The sequence below is a fragment of the Streptomyces wuyuanensis genome (assembly GCF_900103455.1).
Lineage (GTDB): Bacteria > Actinomycetota > Actinomycetes > Streptomycetales > Streptomycetaceae > Streptomyces > Streptomyces wuyuanensis.
In genome coordinates this window covers 111,102-127,637 of record NZ_FNHI01000012.1, presented here as the reverse complement: position 1 = coordinate 127,637, position 16,536 = coordinate 111,102, and the positions used below count along the sequence as shown (strand labels likewise).

Below are 16,536 nucleotides of genomic sequence, written 5' to 3'. Positions count from 1 at the left end.
TCAGAGCTTGCGCAGGGACAGCCGCTGGACCTTGTGGTCGGGGCCCTTGCGCAGGACCAGGGTGGCACGCCCCCGTGTCGGAGCCACGTTCTCCTGCAGATTGACGCCGTTGATCGTGCGCCACATCGTCCGCGCGTAGTCCAGCGCCTCGTCCTCGGAGACCTGGGTGTACTTGCGGAAGTACGAGGACGGGTCCTGGAACGCGGTCTCGCGCAGCTTGCGGAAGCGGTTGAGGTACCAGCGCTCGATGTCCTCCGGGCGGGCGTCCACGTACACGGAGAAGTCGAAGTAGTCGGCGAGACCGACCCGGGTGCGTCCGTCCTTGCCGGGCAGGGCCGGCTGGAGGACGTTGAGGCCCTCGACGATCAGGATGTCGGGGCGGCGCACGGTCAGCCGTTCGCCGGGGACGATGTCGTAGATGAGGTGCGAGTAGACGGGCGCGGACACCTCGTCCTTGCCGGCCTTGATGTCGGCGACGAAACGGGTCAGGGCGCGGCGGTCGTACGACTCGGGGAAGCCCTTCCGCGACATCAGTCCCCGGTCCTGGAGCTGCTTCATCGGATAGAGGAAGCCGTCGGTGGTGACCAGCTCGACGCGCGGGTGCTCCGGCCAGCGGGCGAGCAGCGCCTGCAGCAGCCGGGCCACCGTCGACTTGCCGACGGCCACGGAGCCCGCGACCCCTATGACGAACGGGGTGCCGCGCTGGGTGCCGTGGCCGTTGCCCGCCTCACCGAGGAAGGTGTTGAGGGCCCCCCGGAGGTTGGCGGTGGCCCCGACGTACAGATTGAGCAGCCGGGACAGCGGCAGATAGATGTCCCGTACCTCGTCGAGGTCGATGACGTCACCGAGGCCGCGGAGCTGCTCGACCTCGGCGGCGGTCAGCGGCAGCGGCGTCTTCTCGCGGAGGGCGCTCCACTCCTCGCGGGTCAGGTCGACATACGGGGACGCCTCGGTCCGGTCGGCCCTGCGGCTTCGTGGCGGCGAAGTGATCACATGCTCATTGTCGGGGCTGAGGGCGGGTCGTGGGGGGTGGGCTCGGTCACGCGGGCCGGGGCCGGCTCCGGTTGATCACGCGGGCGTCACGGTTCGGGCACCGGGGCGTCCTGCATGATCGCCCTGTCACACGGCGGTCCTATCGTGTTCACATCATTCACACAGAAAGATCCTCCATGCGAACCTCCGCCATCAGCCGTACCGCCGTCACCGCCGTCACCGCCGTCTCCCTGGCCCTGCTCGCCACAGCCTGCAGCGGCAGCGAGGGCGGGGGCGAGGGCGGGGGCGGCGACAAGGCCAAGGGCGGCTCCTCCGCCGCCGCCGAGCCCGCGGCCAAGGCGCTGACCGCCGCCGAGCTGGAGAAGCTCGCCCTGGCCGAGGGCGAGGTCAAGGGCCACAAGGTCACCAAGACCGGGCCCGAGGACGAGGTCGCGGGCGACAAGGTCGTCGTCGACAAGGCCGACTGCAAGCCGCTGGCCGACGCCGTGGCCGCCGTGCCGCTCGGGGAGGCGAAGGCGACCGTCAAGCGCAAGGTGATCGAGGAGCCGAAGAAGGACGACGCGGCGACCGGCCTGGGCGACCTGACGGACAAGGACGTGGAGGAGGCGCTCGGGGCGGCCCTCGACATGACCGCCACGATGGTCTCCCTCTCCTCGTACGACGGCAAGGGCGCCGAGGAGGCCGTCGCCGGCCTGCGGACCGCTGCCGACGCCTGCGCGGGCGGCTTCGGCATGACGATGGGCACGGACAAGTCCAAGGTCGTCAAGGTGGAGGAGATCAAGGCGTCAGGTGGCCAGGAGGCCGCCGCCTGGGCGCTCGTCTCCGAGCAGGACGGCCAGAAGATGCCGCACAAGGTGGTGCTGGTGCGTCAGGGCTCCACCATCGCCTCGTTCTCCTCCATCAACCTCGGCTCCATCGCCTCGGGCAAGGAGTTCCCGCTGCCCACCGTCGTGATCGACGCCCAGGCCGCCAAGCTCGGCTGACCGGAACCGCCGCCGGTCGCACGGACGGCCGGCGGCGGGCCACCGGGCACGTGCGGGCCGCGGCCGAGGCGGGCGCGGCGTCGGAGCCGTAGGCTGCCGCCATGTGCGGAATCGTGGGTTACGTGGGAGCGCAGTCCGCGCTCGATGTCGTCATCGCGGGGCTCAAGCGGCTCGAATACCGGGGCTACGACTCGGCAGGCGTGGCCGTGCTCGCCGACGGAGGGCTGGCCGCGGCCAAGAAGGCCGGGAAGCTGCTCAATCTGGAGAAGGAACTCACCGACCGCCCGCTGCCCAGCGGCTCCACGGGCATCGGGCACACGAGGTGGGCCACCCACGGGGGCCCCACGGACGCCAACGCCCATCCGCATCTGGACAACGCCGGGCGCGTCGCCGTCGTCCACAACGGCATCATCGAGAACTTCGCCGCGCTGCGGGCGGAACTCGCCGAGCGCGGCCACGACCTCGCCTCCGAGACGGACACCGAGGTCGTGGCCCATCTGCTCGCCGAGGAGTTCTCGTCCTGCGGTGAACTCGCCGAGGCCATGCGCCTGGTGTGCCGGCGGCTGGACGGTGCCTTCACCCTGGTCGCCGTCCACGCGGACGAGCCGGACGTCGTGGTCGGCGCGCGCCGCAACTCCCCTCTCGTCGTCGGCGTCGGCGACGGCGAGGCGTTCCTGGCCTCGGACGTCGCCGCGTTCATCGCCCACACGCGCTCGGCCATCGAACTCGGCCAGGACCAGGTCGTCGAACTCCGGCGCGACGGCGTCACGGTGACCGACTTCGACGGTGCGCCCGCGGAAGTGCGCTCGTACCACGTGGACTGGGACGCCTCGGCCGCCGAGAAGGACGGCTACGACTACTTCATGCTCAAGGAGATCGCCGAGCAGCCGAAGGCCGTCGCCGACACCCTCCTCGGGCGGATCGACGCGGAGGGCTCGCTCACGCTCGACGAGGTGCGCATCCCGGCCGCGGTGCTGCGGGAGGCGCACAAGGTGGTGATCGTGGCGTGCGGCACGGCGTTCCACGCCGGGCTGATCGCCAAGTACGCCATCGAGCACTGGACGAGGATCCCCTGCGAGGTGGAACTGGCGAGCGAGTTCCGCTACCGCGACCCGATCCTCGACCAGCGGACGCTCGTCGTCGCCATCTCGCAGTCGGGCGAGACCATGGACACGCTCATGGCGTTGCGCCACGCCCGCGAGCAGGGTGCGAAGGTCCTCGCCATCTGCAACACCAACGGCTCCACGATCCCACGCGAGTCGGACGCCGTGCTCTACACGCACGCCGGTCCGGAGGTCGCGGTCGCCTCGACCAAGGCGTTCCTGACCCAGCTGGTCGCGTGCTACCTGGTGGCCCTGTACCTGGGGCAGGTGCGCGGCACCAAGTGGGGCGACGAGATCCGGGCCGTCATCCGGGACCTCTCCCAGATCGCCACCCAGGTGGACCAGGTCCTGGAGACCATGGAGCCGGTGCGTGCCCTGGCCCGCTCCCTGGCGCGCAAGAACACGGTGCTCTTCCTCGGCCGGCACGTCGGTTATCCGGTGGCCCTGGAAGGCGCACTGAAGCTCAAGGAGCTCGCCTACATGCACGCCGAGGGCTTCGCCGCGGGCGAGCTGAAGCACGGGCCCATCGCCCTGATCGAGAACGACGTGCCCGTGGTCATCGTGGTGCCGTCGCCGCGCAGTCGCTCCGTGCTGCACGACAAGATCGTCTCCAACATCCAGGAGATCCGGGCCCGTGGTGCGCGGACCATCGTCATCGCCGAGGAGGGCGACGAGGCGGTCGAGGCGTACGCCGACCACCTGATCCGCATCCCGCAGACTCCGGCGCTGCTCCAGCCGATGGTGGCGACCGTCCCCCTCCAGGTCTTCGCCTGCGAACTCGCCACCGCACGGGGCAACGAGGTGGACCAGCCGCGCAACCTGGCGAAGTCGGTCACCGTCGAATGATCATCGGGGTGGGGATCGACGTCGCCGAGATCGACCGCTTCGAGGAGGCGCTGCGCCGGACGCCGGCGATGGCGGACCGTCTCTTCCTCCGGAGCGAGCTGCACCTCCCGAGCGGCGAACGGCGCGGAATCGCCTCCCTCGCGGCGCGTTTCGCCGCGAAGGAGGCGGTCGCGAAGGCGCTGGGGGCGCCGGCGGGGCTCCTCTGGACGGACTGCGAGGTCTACGTCGAGGACTCCGGCCGTCCGCGCCTCCGCGTCACCGGCACGGTGGAGTCGGCGGCGCGGGAGCGGGGTGTGCGGACGTGGCACATCTCGCTGAGCCATGACGCGGGGGTGGCGTCGGCGATGGTGATCGCGGAGGGGTAGGGCGTGTGGTGAGAGCCCCGTCCTGCGGGCGGACGGAGCTGCTTTCACGACCCGCCCCACGGCGGATCCCCCGTTCCGCCCGGTCCCGGGGCGAACAGCCGGGACCGGCCGGAGCCGGTGGGGCCCGCCCGGCGGGCGTCCGGAACGTGACGCCCCGCAAGCGCCACGCGCGCTCGCACGGCATGCTTCTGAGCATGCGTCATGCCTACAGCGTCGACACCGTAAGGGCCGCCGAGGCCGAACTGATGGCCGAACTGCCGGAGGGCGCGCTCATGCAGCGGGCGGCCGCCGGTCTCGCCGCCGCGGTCGCCGGTCTGCTGCCCCGCGTCTCCGGCGCCCGTGTCGTCCTGCTCGTCGGCAGCGGCGACAACGGCGGCGACGCCCTGTACGCGGGCGCGCGGCTGGCCCGCCGGGGCGCCGGGGTGAGCGCGGTGCTGCTCGCTCCGGACCGCGCCCACCAGGGCGGGCTCACGGCGCTGCGGGCCGCCGGGGGCCGGGTCGCCGAGGACCCGTTCGGAGTGCTCGCCGTCGCCGACGTCGTCCTGGACGGCATCACGGGCATCGGCGGCCACGGCGGCCTTCGCCCCGACGCCGTGCCGGTCGCGCGGGCCGCCCGGGGCTCCGGAGCCACGGTCGTCGCCGTCGATCTGCCGAGCGGCGTCGAGGCGGACACGGGGGAGGTGCGGGGCGAGGCGGTACGGGCCGACGCCACCGTCACCTTCGGTACGTACAAGCCCGGCCTGCTCGTCGACCCGGCGCACGAGTACGCCGGGGCCGTGCGGCTCGTCGACATCGGGCTCGGTCCCCGGCTGCCGTCCGTGCCGGACCTGGAGGCGCTGCAGCACGCGGACGTGGCGAGGCTGTTGCCGGTGCCCGCCGCGGAGAGCGACAAGTACCGGCGCGGGGTCGTCGGCGTCGTGGCGGGGTCCGCCCGCTACCCGGGCGCAGCGGTGCTCGCGGTGGCGGGCGCGGTGCACGGCGGCGCCGGGGCCGTGCGGTACGTCGGGCCGGGGGCGGACGCGGTGATCGCCCGGTTCCCGGAGGTGCTGGTGCACGGCTGGCCGCCCTCACGGGCGGGCCGGGTGCAGGCGTGGGTCATCGGACCGGGCCTCGGCGACGGGCCGGGGGTGGCGGAGGTGCTGGAGTCCGACGTCCCGGTGCTGGTCGACGCCGACGGGCTGAGGGGGCTGGACCCGGACGCGGTGCGTGCCCGCAGCGCCCCGACGCTGCTCACTCCGCACGCGGGCGAGGCGGCCGTGCTGCTCGGGGTGGACCGCGGGGAGGTCGAGGGGGCCCGGCTCGGCTCCGTACGGGCGCTGGCCGCCAAGTACGGCGCCACGGTGCTGCTGAAGGGATCCACGACGCTCGTGGCCGACGCGGACGCCCGCCGTCCGGTGAGGGTGAACCCGACCGGCACCTCCTGGCTCGCCACGGCCGGCAGCGGCGATGTGCTGTCCGGCCTCGCCGGTTCGCTCCTCGCGGCGGGCCTCGAACCGGTCGACGCCGGGTCGGTGGCGGCGTATCTGCACGGCCTGGCGGCGCGGCTGGCCTCGCAGGGCGCCCCGGTTTCCGCCCAGGACGTGGCCGGGGCGATTCCGCGCGCCTGGGGCGACACTCGGACCCCCTGAGGTTCCGCAGCCACCGCAGGTGGGTGACCAGGGCCACTCGTGGTCGTTGCCGTACGAACTGAACGGTGGGCCTCTGAGAGACTGAGCGCGATGACTCAGAACCCAGTTTTCCGGGCCCGTGCCGAGATCGACCTCGCCGCGCTGCGCGCCAACGTCCGCGCGCTGCGTGCGCGGGCGCCCCGTGCCGCCCTCATGGCCGTGGTCAAGTCGGACGCCTACGGACACGGGATGGTGCCCTGTGCGAAAGCGGCCCTGGCGGCGGGCGCCGAGTGGCTGGGGACCGCGACGCCGGAGGAGGCGCTCGGACTGCGGGCGGCCGGGATCGGCGGCCGCGTGATGTGCTGGCTGTGGACGCCGGGGGGTCCCTGGCGCGAGGCGGTCGAGGCGGACCTGGACGTGTCGGTCAGCGGCATGTGGGCGCTGCGCGAGGTGACGCGGGCGGCCGAGGAGGCCGGCCGCCCCGCGCGAGTGCAGCTCAAGGCGGACACCGGCCTCGGCCGCAACGGCTGCCAGCCCGCCGACTGGGCCGAACTGGTCGCGGCGGCCCGCGCCGCCGAGGAGGCGGGCACGGTCAGGGTCACCGGCCTGTGGTCGCACTTCGCGTGTGCCGACGAGCCCGGCCACCCGTCGATCGCCGCCCAGCTGGCCGTCTTCAAGGACCTGGTGGCGTACGCGGAGAAGGAGGGCATCGAGCCGGAGGTCAGGCACATCGCCAACTCTCCGGCCACGTTGACCCTTCCGGAGAGCCACTTCGACCTGGTGCGCACCGGAATCGCCGTGTACGGGATCTCGCCGAGCCCGGAGCTGGGCACGTCCGCCGACTTCGGGCTGCGCCCGGTGATGACGCTCAAGGCGTCGGTGGCGCTGGTGAAGCGCGTTCCCGCCGGACACGGCGTCAGTTACGGGCACCACTACGTCACCGGTGGCGAGACCACCCTTGGCCTGGTGCCGGTGGGGTACGCGGACGGCATCCCGCGCCACGCTTCCGGCCGCGGTCCGGTGCTGGTCGGCGGCGAGTGGCGGCGGGTGGCCGGCCGGGTGGCGATGGACCAGTTCGTCGTCGACCTCGGCCCCGAGGGGGACTCGGTCGAGGAGGGTGCGGAGGCCGTGCTGTTCGGCCCGGGCGACCGGGGCGAACCGACCGCGCAGGACTGGGCGGAGGCGGCGGACACGATCGCCTACGAGATCGTGACCCGGATCGGGGCGCGCGTGCCGCGCGTCCATCTCCACGAGGGTGACGGCACGGCACCCGGCGAAGGACCGGACGACCAGTAGACGACCACCAGTAGGAGCGGCACGGTGAGCGAGAACAGCGCGGGGGACGTGGCGGCGGCGGTGACCGACGCCGCCATGGGCAACTGGCGCCGGGCGGGTGTCGCCGGCGCCGCCATAGGGGTGATCGCCGCCGGTGCGGCGGCGGGAGTCGCGATAGAGCGGATGACCGTGGGCCGCGGCATGCGCCGGAAGGCCCGGCTCGCCCTGGACGCCTCCGGGCCGTACGGGGCACTGCGCGGCACTCCGGGCAGGGCCGTGGCCGACGACGGCACGGCCCTGTACTACGAGACGGACGAGGTGGACCCGGAGACGGGCGGCGCGGCGCCGCGCCGGCGCAGGCTGTTCGGCCGCAAGGCCCCCGCCCCGGTGACCGTCGTCTTCAGCCACGGCTACTGCCTCAACCAGGACTCCTGGCACTTCCAGCGGGCCGCGCTGCGCGGGCTGATCCGTACCGTGCACTGGGACCAGCGCAGCCACGGCCGCTCGGGACGGGGCGCCTCGCAGACCGGCCCGGAAGGAATGCCGGTCTCCATCGACCAGCTGGGCCGTGACCTGAAGGCGGTCATCGACGAGGCCGCCCCCGAGGGGCCGCTCGTGCTGGTGGGCCATTCCATGGGCGGCATGACGCTGATGGCGCTGGCCGCCGCGTATCCGGAGCTGATCCGGGAGCGGGTCGCAGGGGCCGCGTTCGTCGGCACCTCGGCGGGCCGGCTCGGCGAGGTGAACTACGGGCTGCCGGTGGCGGGCGTGAACGTGGTCCGCAGGGTGCTGCCGGGGGTCCTGAAGGCGCTCGGCTCCCAGGCGGAGCTGGTGGAGCGCGGCCGCAGGGCGACGGCCGACCTCTTCGCGGGGCTGATCAAGCGCTACTCGTTCAGTTCGAGGGACGTGGATCCGGCGGTGGCCAGGTTCGCCGAGCGGATGATCGAGGGGACGCCGATCGACGTCGTCGCCGAGTTCTACCCGGCGTTCGCCGAGCACGACAAGGCGGCGGCGCTGGACGTCTTCCAGGAGGTCCCGGTGCTGGTGCTGGCCGGGGACCGCGACCTGGTCACCCCCAGCTCGCACAGTGAGGCGATCGCGGACCTGCTGCCGGACGGGGAGCTGGTCATCGTGCCGGACGCGGGGCACCTGGTGATGCTGGAGCACCCCGAGGTGGTCACCGACCGGCTGGCGGACCTGCTGGTGCGGGTCGGAGCGGTCCCGGCAGCGGCTAACGTTGGCACGTATGGAAGCACCGCACAGCCCGGCGGCTGACACCGCAGACCCGTCCGCCGTCCGTCTGACCCTCGCCTCGCCGGAGCAGACGCAGGAGCTGGGCCGCCGGCTCGCGAAGCTGCTGCGGCCCGGTGACCTCGTAATGCTCACCGGTGAGCTCGGCGCCGGCAAGACGACTCTGACGCGCGGGCTCGGCGAGGGCCTGGGTGTGCGCGGTGCCGTCACCTCCCCGACCTTCGTGATCGCGCGGGTGCACCCGTCCCTGGTGGGCGGGCCCGCGCTGGTGCACGTGGACGCGTACCGGCTGGGCGGCGGGCTGGACGAGATGGAGGACCTCGACCTCGACGTGTCGCTGCCGGACTCGGTGGTCGTCGTGGAATGGGGCGACGGCAAGGTCGAGGACCTGTCGGAGGACCGGCTGCACGTGGTCATCCACCGGGTCGTGGGCAACACGGACGACGACCGCCGCCAGATCACGCTCACCGGCGTCGGCGCGCGCTGGGCGGACGCCGGGCTGGCGGGTCTCAGCGCCTGAGCCCCGCCGGGATCCGGAGGCGCGGCGTCCGGCCGGACGCCGCCTGATCCGCCTGTGTGTACGTTCCGACAAGACGTCGGCAAGGTGTTGCGTCCGCCGTCCCGGGCATGGTCACATGGAGGACAGTACGTGGTTAGGGCTGCCTAACCGTGCCTGCCCCCGGAGCACCAGGAGGCATCCATGCCGGCTGAGCACGAAACGCAGTCACGGCCGAAGCCGTCGCCCCGGCCGTCGCCGGCGGCGTTCTCCATGCGTGATCTGCTGGCGTCGTGCGCGGCGGCCAGTGCGGTCTCCACCCCGCCGCACGACCGCGGCGGAGCCGCCCCGGCTGGAGAGACTCCGGAGGAGCGGGAAGCGCATCGCGACGCGGCGTAGCCCGTACGAGTGAAACTCCCTGGCGCGGTGCCCGCCCCCGGGCGTCGTGGCAATCCGGTCTCCCGTGCTGCGCTAAGGGACGACGACGACCTTCGAGCCGACCGTCGCGAACGTCCACATGGCGTCGCCGTCGGCGCGCTTCATCCGTACGCCACCGGTCTTCCTGCCGGGGGCCGGGCTCGCCATCGATCCGTCAACGGCGGCGCTGAAGCCGATCGACACGTCGTCGACCTTGGCGAACCGCACGACGTGTTCGATCTCCACACCGTCCGAACCCTCGATCCGGCCGCTGCGCGAGGTCACCTCGTACGTGCCGGGCCTCGGGCTGACCGTGCTGGGCACGACCGGGAACGTCTGGGTGAGCTGACCCGCGCCGACCAGCCAGACCCGGCGTTCGGCCAGCGAGTAGACCACCCGGACGCCCTTGCCGGATCCCGTGGGGACGGCCAGAGGGTCCTTGCGCGGGCCCTCGGCGGCGGGCTCCGACGGACGGGCGCTGGGGGCGGCCGCCGCGGGCTTCTCCAGGCCGGCGGGCACGTTCGCGGAGGCCTGGTAGGCGAGGAACGCGACGACGGCGAGGGCCGCAGCGGTGAGCCCGGCCACCGTTCCCGAGCTGCTCCTTGCCACGCCTGCTCCCCTCGCTCGCACACCTGCCTGAGTGACGGTAGCAGCAGGGGGGCGGCGGGACGGGACGCCGTGCCTCCCCCGCGGTGGCCGTAGGCTGTTTGCGTGCTCTTGCTCGCCGTTGATACCGCCACGCCCGCCGTCACCGTCGCCCTCCACGACGGCGACTCCGTCGTCGCCGAGTCCACCCAGGTCGACGCCCGCCGGCACGGGGAACTGCTGCTGCCCTCCGTCGACCGGGTCCTCGCCGCCGCCGGGCTCAAGCTCGACGCGGTCACCGGTGTCGTCGTCGGCGTCGGCCCCGGCCCGTACACCGGACTGCGCGTGGGGCTGGTCACCGCCGCCACCTTCGGTTCTGCGCTCGGGGTCCCGGTCCACGGACTGTGCACGCTGGACGGGCTCGCGTACGCCTCCGGACTGGAGGGGCCGTTCGTGGTCGCCACCGACGCGCGGCGCAAGGAGGTCTACTGGGCGTCGTACGACGGCTCCCGTACGAGGACCGGCGGGCCCGCGGTCGACCGGCCGGCCGAGATCGCCGAGCAGGTCGCCGGGCTTCCCGCGGTCGGCGCCGGCGCCCTGCTGTACCCCGAGGTCTTCGCGGACGCCCGCGGCCCCGAGCACCAGTCGGCGGCCGCGCTCGCCGCACTGGCCGCCGAGAAGTTGGCCGCCGGCGAGGAACTGCTGCCGCCGCGGCCGCTGTACCTGCGCCGTCCGGACGCCCAGGTGCCCAAGAACTACAAGGTGGTCACGCCACAGTGAGCACCCCCTTCCTGCGCGAGATGCGCTGGTGGGACATCGCGCCGGTGCTGGACCTCGAGCACGAGCTGTTCCCGGAGGACGCCTGGTCCCCCGGGATGTTCTGGTCCGAACTGGCGCACGCGCGCGGGCCGCAGGCGACGCGCCGCTACGTGGTCGCCCAGGACCCGGCGGAGGGGCGGATCGTCGGCTACGGGGGCCTCGCGGCGGCCGGCGGGCTGGGTGACGTCCAGACCATCGCCGTCGCGCGCGACCAGTGGGGCACGGGACTCGGCGCGCGGCTCCTCACCGACCTGCTGCAGCACGCGACCGCGTTCGAGTGCGACGAGGTCCTGCTCGAAGTACGGGTGGACAACACCCGGGCCCAGAAGCTGTACGAGCGCTTCGGCTTCGAGCCGATCGGCTTCCGCCGCGGCTACTACCAGCCCGGCAACGTCGACGCCCTCGTGATGCGGCTGCACGTACACGACGCACAAGGAACCGGAAACCATGGCTGACGAACCCCTCGTACTCGGCATCGAGACGTCCTGCGACGAGACGGGCGTCGGCATCGTCCGCGGGACGACGCTCCTCGCCGATGCCATCGCCTCCAGCGTCGACGAGCACGCGCGCTTCGGCGGGGTCGTGCCCGAGGTCGCCTCCCGCGCCCATCTGGAGGCGATGGTCCCGACGATCGAGCGCGCCCTCAAGGAGGCCGGGGTCACGGCCAGGGACCTCGACGGCATCGCGGTCACCGCCGGTCCTGGACTCGCGGGCGCGCTGCTCGTGGGCGTCTCCGCCGCCAAGGCGTACGCGTACGCGCTGGGCAAGCCGCTGTACGGCGTGAACCACCTCGCCTCGCACATCTGCGTCGACCAGCTGGAGCACGGCCCACTGCCCGAGCCGACGATGGCCCTGCTGGTCTCCGGCGGCCACTCGTCGCTGCTGCTCGCCCCCGACATCACCGCCGACGTACGGCCCATGGGGGCGACGATCGACGACGCGGCGGGCGAGGCGTTCGACAAGATCGCCCGGGTGCTGAACCTCGGCTTCCCCGGCGGTCCGGTCATCGACCGGCTCGCGAAGGAGGGCGACCCGGAGGCGATCGCGTTCCCGCGCGGTTTGACCGGTCCCCGCGACCCCGCCTACGACTTCTCCTTCTCCGGGCTGAAGACGGCCGTGGCCCGCTGGATCGAGGCGAAGCGCAACGCGGGCGAGGACGTCCCGGTGCGGGACGTGGCCGCGTCCTTCCAGGAGGCCGTGGTCGACGTGCTGACCCGGAAGGCCGTGCGCGCCTGCAAGGACGAGGGCGTCGACCACCTGATGATCGGCGGCGGTGTCGCCGCGAACTCCCGGCTGCGCGCGATGGCCGAGGAGCGCTGCGAGCGCGCCGGGATCCGGCTGCGGGTGCCCCGGCCGAAGCTGTGCACGGACAACGGGGCCATGGTCGCCGCGCTGGGTGCGGAGATGGTCGCCAGGAACCGGCCCGCGTCGGACTGGGAGCTGTCCGCCGACTCCTCGCTGCCGGTGACCGACCCGCATGTGCCGGGCGAGCACCACCACGGCCATGTGCACGACCACGACCATGTGCACGAGATCAGCAAGGACAACCTCTACTCATGACCGTCGTCACCCTGATGTGGGAGGCCAGGGCGGCCTCCGGACGCGGCGGGGAACTGCTGGAGTGGGCCCGCGCCAGGACCCTCGCCGCCGCCCCGCTGCGCCGGGAGACCTTCCGGGCACCGGGTGAGCGGGTGCTGGTGCTGACCTGGTGGGAGACGGACGGCCCGGACGACGAACTCCCGGAGCTGCCGGACCCGGACGCCGAGCTGATCGGCCGGCCCGTGCACCGCTGGCGCTTCCAGTCGCTCGACTTCTCCGGAGCGGACTTCACCGGGGGCTGAGCTCTTCTCGGGCGGTCCGGGCGGCAGGTCGGCAGCGCCCGCCGGGTGGGGCGTCAACTCCCCTCTGCGGACGCCGGGTCGGGGCCGGACGGCGCCCGCAGGCCGGGCGATAGCCTCGTACGCATGTCCCAACGCACGCCTCTTCCGCCACCACCGCCTCCCGCGGAGATCCGCACCTGGCCGGATCGCGACGCGATGCTCGCCGACCGTGCCGCGGTGCTCCAGGGGCTGACGGGACGACTGCTCGGCGTGCCCCGACTGCTGCTGTTCCTGCTGCAGCTGTCGGGGCTTCAGCTCGGCTGGGGCCTCGTGGGGGCGGGGCTGGCCGGCTTCGACGCCCTCGATCCGCTGAGCGCCCTCGTCCTCGGCGTCTGCGTCGCGCTCGGCCTCGCCGTGCTGGTGCCGTTCGGGCTCGTGGCCGGCTTCGACGTCCGGCGCGACCTGAGGATCCGCAGGCTGCTCGCGCAGTGGTCCGCGCTCGACCTCGACCCGGCCCGCGACTCCCGGCTCGGCGCCCCCGGCCGGAGCCTGGCCTGGTTCCTGGTGTCGTTCCTGCTCGCCGCGTTCGGGCTGTGGGTGTCCTTCGCGGCCCCGGCCGCCGCGCGCCCCGGGAGCTGGACCTACGGGGAGGTCGCGTACTTCATGGGGGTCGGCGTGCTGTGCTGGGTCGCGGGCCTGGCCGGTGTCACCAAGGCGGTGGCGCACTACCGCTGGGCGGCGCGGCTGACCTCCGTGGCCTCCGCTGCGGTGGCGCCGGGGGAGGGGCGCGGCTGAGAGGCGGCCGGGCGCGCGGCGCCGGCCGGCGGGCCCGTCAGACGCCCGCCGGAGCCCCGATGAGCACGGTGGGCGCGCCGGCCACCCGGGTCAGGAAGACCGTGGCGGCGTTCGGGCCGCTCGGCTTCACCTTGCGGCGCAGCTCCTCGGGTTCGACCGCCGATCCGCGCTTCTTCACGGTGAGCGTGCCGACCCCCCGTTCGCGCAGCAGTGCCTTGAGCTTCTTGAGGTTGAACGGGAGTTCGTCGGTGATCTCGTACGCCGTCGCGTACGGCGTCGGACGCAGTTCGTCGGCCGTGATGTAGGCGATCGTCCCGTCGAGCAGGCCGCCGTCGAGCTCCTCGGCGACCTCCGCGACGAGATGGGCGCGGATGACGGCGCCGTCGGGCTCGTAGAGCCAGCGGCCGGTCTTCCGTACGAGAGGGTCGGGCAGACCGCGCCCGACCAGCGCGGCGCCCTGCGGCAGAAGGGTGGCGCGACGGGCGCCCGGGGCCGTGCCGAACCAGAGCACGGCCTCCTTCACGTCCCCGTGGTCGGAGATCCACTCGGCCTCGGCGTCCTCGGGGATCGCCTCGTGCGGGATCCCCGGCGCGATCTTGAGCGCCGCGTACCGGGCCGTGCGGGCGGCGCCGACGGCCCAGGACAGCGGCGGTGAGTACGCCTCAGGGTCGAAGATCCGGCCGCTGCCGCCCTTCGGCCCGCGCCCGCCCCGGCCGGCGCGGCGGGCGGGATCGACGAAGACGGCGTCGTGGGAGGAGGTGTCGACCTCGGTGACATCGGTCTGCCGGACCTCGATCAGCGAGGCCAGCCCCAGTGCCTCGGCGTTGGCGCGGGCGACGTCGGCGGTGAACGGATCGCGGTCCACGGCCAGTACGGAGATCCCGGCGCGGGCGAGCGCGATCGCGTCGCCGCCGATCCCGCAGCACAGATCCGCCACGCTCCGTACGCCGAGTTCCGCGAACCGGGCGGCGCGGTGGGCGGCGACGGACGCCCGCGTCGACTGCTCCACACCGTTGGGCGTGAAGTACATCCGGTACGCGTCCTCGGCGCCGAACTTCGCCACCGCCCGCTGCCGCAGCCGCGCCTGCGTCAGCGCCGCCGAGACCAGCTCGGCGGGGTGGTCGCGGCGCAGCCGGGTGGCGACGCTCAGCTCCTGTCCCGGGTCGTAGTCGCGCAGGGCGGCGAGCAGGGCCTGCCCTTCGTCGGTGAGCAGGGGGGCGAGCGGGGAGGGCGAGCCGGCGTCGTTCACCCGGCCATTGTCGGCCAGCCGGGGGACGATGTGCGGCCGGGCGGCGCTGTCGGGCCTTCGCGGGCGGGCTGCGCTGACAGGATGCGGCGCCATGCAGCAAGTACGACAAAACGAAAAGAAGCCAGCAATTCGGCGCAGCCGTATGTGGATGTGCGTGCTGCTCGTCACGGCCGTCGTCTCGGGCTGTGCCGCGGAGCCCGGGCAGCACGGCGGCGGGGTCCGGGCCACGGGGAAGGCGGGCGCCTCCGCCTCCGCCGCCGCTCCCGCGCACGGCCAGGAGCCGCGGTCGCCGGGGCGGGAGGACCGGAAGGGCGAGGCGGCCGGCAAGGAGCGGGACGGGGACGCCGGGTCCCGGGAGGAGGGTGACCGGGAGAAGGGCCGTGAGGGCGACCGGGCGGACTTCGGCGAGGGGCGGAAGCGAGCGGGGGAGAAGGGCGCTCTGGCCGCCGGACCGGCCGAGGCGCTCGCCGCGTACGCGAAGCGCGTGAAGAAGATCCAGGCCGCCCGGGCGGCCGCGGCCAGGCGCTGGGGCCTTCGGCAGACGCCGCTGCCCGCCCCCCTGCCGCCCGACGAGAAGCCGACGATCACCACGCGCAAGGGCTTCGAGGTCGACCGCCACAAGGGCCTGCCGCCGGTCTTCACCACCGTGCCCACCAAGCAGAAGGTCGTCTTCCTGACGATCGACGACGGTGCGGAGAAGGACCCGAAGCTGCTGCGGATGATGAGCGAACTGCAGATCCCGTACAGCGCCTTCCTCAGCGACTACGTCGTCCGGGACGACTACGGCTACTTCGAGAAGATGCAGGACCGCGGCGTACGGCTGCACAACCACACGCTCACCCACCCCTATCTGCCGGCGCTGTCGTACGCGAAGCAGAAGGCGGAGATCTGCGGGCAGCAGGCCAGGATCGAGAAGCGGTTCGGCAAGCGGCCGCGGCTCTTCCGCCCGCCGTACGGCAGCTACAACCGGGACACGTTGCGCGCCGCCAAGTCCTGCGGCGTGAAGGCCGTGCCGCTGTGGGCGGCGGAGGCGTTCCCGGACCACATGGAGTGGCGCGAGTGGGACCGGGACCTGCACCCCGGCGACATCATCCTCACGCACTTCCGCGGCAGGGCGGAGTGGAAGGGCAGCATGCCGGACATGATCCGCAACGTGATGAAGGTCGTCACGTCGAAGGGTTACGCGGTGGCGCGGCTGGAGGACTACGTCTGAGGGCCGCCGGCCGCCGTGCCCGGCTCGGACGCGCCCGGCGCGCCCGACGCGCCCGTCGCACACGGCGGCCCGACGCGCCGTGGCCGCCGTGTGCGACGGGTCGCGACCGGGCGCAGGAGCCGCGCCGTCCCGGCCGGAACCGGCCGAACACGCAGTGGATTGGCACTCCGCTTGACCGAGTGCTAATCCCGGTCATAGTCTCGGCTCTGGCACTCCCCACCGGAGAGTGCCAACACAGCGACGGGCAGGTCCGGCACCCGCGACGACGGATCCACCTGGTCGCCACCTCAGACAGATGAACCCCGTGAGATCTCCGAAGGGGGAGGTCGGATCGTGACGACCACCAGCTCCAAGGTTGCCATCAAGCCGCTCGAGGACCGCATTGTGGTCCAGCCGCTCGACGCCGAGCAGACCACCGCCTCTGGCCTGGTCATTCCGGACACCGCCAAGGAGAAGCCCCAGGAGGGCGTCGTCCTGGCCGTCGGCCCGGGCCGCTTCGAGAACGGCGAGCGTCTTCCGCTCGACGTCAAGACCGGCGATGTCGTGCTCTACAGCAAGTACGGCGGCACCGAGGTGAAGTACAGCGGCGAGGAGTACCTCGTCCTCTCGGCGCGCGACGTGCTCGCGATCGTCGAGAAGTAATTCACCGGCAGATTTGCTCAGAGCCGCGCCCCTGGCCCCCGCTGATGATGAAGCCGGGCGGCGAGGGGCGCGGCTCG

At 73.2% G+C, this 16,536-nt stretch carries 18 protein-coding genes; 15 read left to right on the top strand and 3 right to left on the bottom strand.

From position 1 onward, the window contains the following. Entirely contained in the window at positions 1 to 993 is a 993-nt protein-coding gene (gene coaA / locus BLT82_RS18905) for a type I pantothenate kinase (protein WP_093656336.1), read from the bottom strand. A gap of 176 nt (positions 994 to 1,169) precedes the next feature. Between coaA and BLT82_RS18900 the strand changes: the two genes are divergently transcribed. The 8 genes from BLT82_RS18900 (at position 1,170) to BLT82_RS38000 (ending at position 9,318) form a co-directional block, all read left to right on the top strand. Further along, positions 1,170 to 1,976 (top strand): hypothetical protein, encoded by an 807-nt coding sequence (locus tag BLT82_RS18900; protein ID WP_093656334.1) that lies wholly within the window; start codon positions 1,170 to 1,172, stop codon positions 1,974 to 1,976. Positions 1,977 to 2,077: 101 nt separating this feature from the next. After that, positions 2,078 to 3,925 (top strand): glutamine--fructose-6-phosphate transaminase (isomerizing), encoded by a 1,848-nt coding sequence (glmS, locus tag BLT82_RS18895; RefSeq protein WP_093656332.1) that lies wholly within the window; start codon positions 2,078 to 2,080, stop codon positions 3,923 to 3,925. Further along, complete coding sequence (locus tag BLT82_RS18890) at positions 3,922 to 4,290, top strand: holo-ACP synthase (protein ID WP_093656330.1); 369 nt, start codon at positions 3,922 to 3,924, stop codon at positions 4,288 to 4,290. The genes glmS and BLT82_RS18890 overlap by 4 nt, the downstream gene beginning before the upstream one ends. 194 nt (positions 4,291 to 4,484) lie before the next feature. After that, the gene (locus tag BLT82_RS18885) at positions 4,485 to 5,918 is read left to right on the top strand and encodes an NAD(P)H-hydrate dehydratase (protein WP_093656535.1); all 1,434 of its coding nucleotides are present in this window, start codon (positions 4,485 to 4,487) and stop codon (positions 5,916 to 5,918) included. A 90-nt stretch (positions 5,919 to 6,008) separates the two neighbouring features. Further along, complete coding sequence (gene alr, locus BLT82_RS18880; protein ID WP_093656328.1) at positions 6,009 to 7,193, top strand: alanine racemase; 1,185 nt, start codon at positions 6,009 to 6,011, stop codon at positions 7,191 to 7,193. Positions 7,194 to 7,217: 24 nt separating this feature from the next. Further along, a complete protein-coding gene (locus tag BLT82_RS18875) occupies positions 7,218 to 8,447 on the top strand; it encodes an alpha/beta fold hydrolase (RefSeq protein WP_093656326.1) in 1,230 nt (409 codons plus the stop codon). Then, positions 8,419 to 8,943: a tRNA (adenosine(37)-N6)-threonylcarbamoyltransferase complex ATPase subunit type 1 TsaE gene (gene tsaE / locus BLT82_RS18870; protein ID WP_093656324.1), complete on the top strand. Its 525-nt coding sequence runs from the start codon at positions 8,419 to 8,421 to the stop codon at positions 8,941 to 8,943. Before BLT82_RS18875 ends, tsaE begins: the two co-directional genes overlap by 29 nt. A 180-nt stretch (positions 8,944 to 9,123) precedes the next feature. Continuing rightward, a complete protein-coding gene (locus tag BLT82_RS38000; protein ID WP_093656322.1) occupies positions 9,124 to 9,318 on the top strand; it encodes a hypothetical protein in 195 nt (64 codons plus the stop codon). 72 nt (positions 9,319 to 9,390) lie between these two features. On the opposite strand, the gene BLT82_RS18860 is transcribed toward BLT82_RS38000, so the two are convergent. Then, on the bottom strand, positions 9,391 to 9,945 hold the full coding sequence (locus BLT82_RS18860; RefSeq protein WP_244292037.1) for a L,D-transpeptidase: 555 nt from the start codon (positions 9,943 to 9,945) through the stop codon (positions 9,391 to 9,393). A 102-nt stretch (positions 9,946 to 10,047) separates the two neighbouring features. Between BLT82_RS18860 and tsaB the strand changes: the two genes are divergently transcribed. The 5 genes from tsaB to BLT82_RS18835 all read left to right on the top strand — a co-directional run bounded on the left by tsaB (position 10,048) and on the right by BLT82_RS18835 (position 13,355). Continuing rightward, a complete protein-coding gene (gene tsaB / locus BLT82_RS18855) occupies positions 10,048 to 10,701 on the top strand; it encodes a tRNA (adenosine(37)-N6)-threonylcarbamoyltransferase complex dimerization subunit type 1 TsaB (protein ID WP_093656318.1) in 654 nt (217 codons plus the stop codon). Next, positions 10,698 to 11,195 (top strand): ribosomal protein S18-alanine N-acetyltransferase, encoded by a 498-nt coding sequence (gene rimI / locus BLT82_RS18850; protein ID WP_093656316.1) that lies wholly within the window; start codon positions 10,698 to 10,700, stop codon positions 11,193 to 11,195. Before tsaB ends, rimI begins: the two co-directional genes overlap by 4 nt. Beyond that, positions 11,188 to 12,300 (top strand): tRNA (adenosine(37)-N6)-threonylcarbamoyltransferase complex transferase subunit TsaD, encoded by a 1,113-nt coding sequence (gene tsaD / locus BLT82_RS18845; RefSeq protein WP_093656314.1) that lies wholly within the window; start codon positions 11,188 to 11,190, stop codon positions 12,298 to 12,300. The genes rimI and tsaD overlap by 8 nt, the downstream gene beginning before the upstream one ends. Then, complete coding sequence (locus BLT82_RS18840; protein WP_093656312.1) at positions 12,297 to 12,581, top strand: hypothetical protein; 285 nt, start codon at positions 12,297 to 12,299, stop codon at positions 12,579 to 12,581. Before tsaD ends, BLT82_RS18840 begins: the two co-directional genes overlap by 4 nt. 123 nt (positions 12,582 to 12,704) lie before the next feature. Next, positions 12,705 to 13,355: a hypothetical protein gene (locus tag BLT82_RS18835; RefSeq protein WP_093656310.1), complete on the top strand. Its 651-nt coding sequence runs from the start codon at positions 12,705 to 12,707 to the stop codon at positions 13,353 to 13,355. 37 nt (positions 13,356 to 13,392) lie between these two features. Here the strand turns inward: BLT82_RS18835 and BLT82_RS18830 are convergent, their stop codons facing one another. Next, complete coding sequence (locus tag BLT82_RS18830) at positions 13,393 to 14,604, bottom strand: class I SAM-dependent methyltransferase (protein WP_455431877.1); 1,212 nt, start codon at positions 14,602 to 14,604, stop codon at positions 13,393 to 13,395. Between the two features lie 148 nt (positions 14,605 to 14,752). On the opposite strand from BLT82_RS18830, the gene BLT82_RS18825 reads away from it, so the two are divergent. Beyond that, a complete protein-coding gene (locus BLT82_RS18825) occupies positions 14,753 to 15,817 on the top strand; it encodes a polysaccharide deacetylase family protein (protein ID WP_244292036.1) in 1,065 nt (354 codons plus the stop codon). A 333-nt stretch (positions 15,818 to 16,150) separates the two neighbouring features. After that, positions 16,151 to 16,459, top strand: coding sequence for a co-chaperone GroES (gene groES, locus BLT82_RS18820; RefSeq protein WP_017949608.1), 309 nt, complete (start codon positions 16,151 to 16,153; stop codon positions 16,457 to 16,459). Positions 16,460 to 16,536 lie beyond the last annotated feature (77 nt).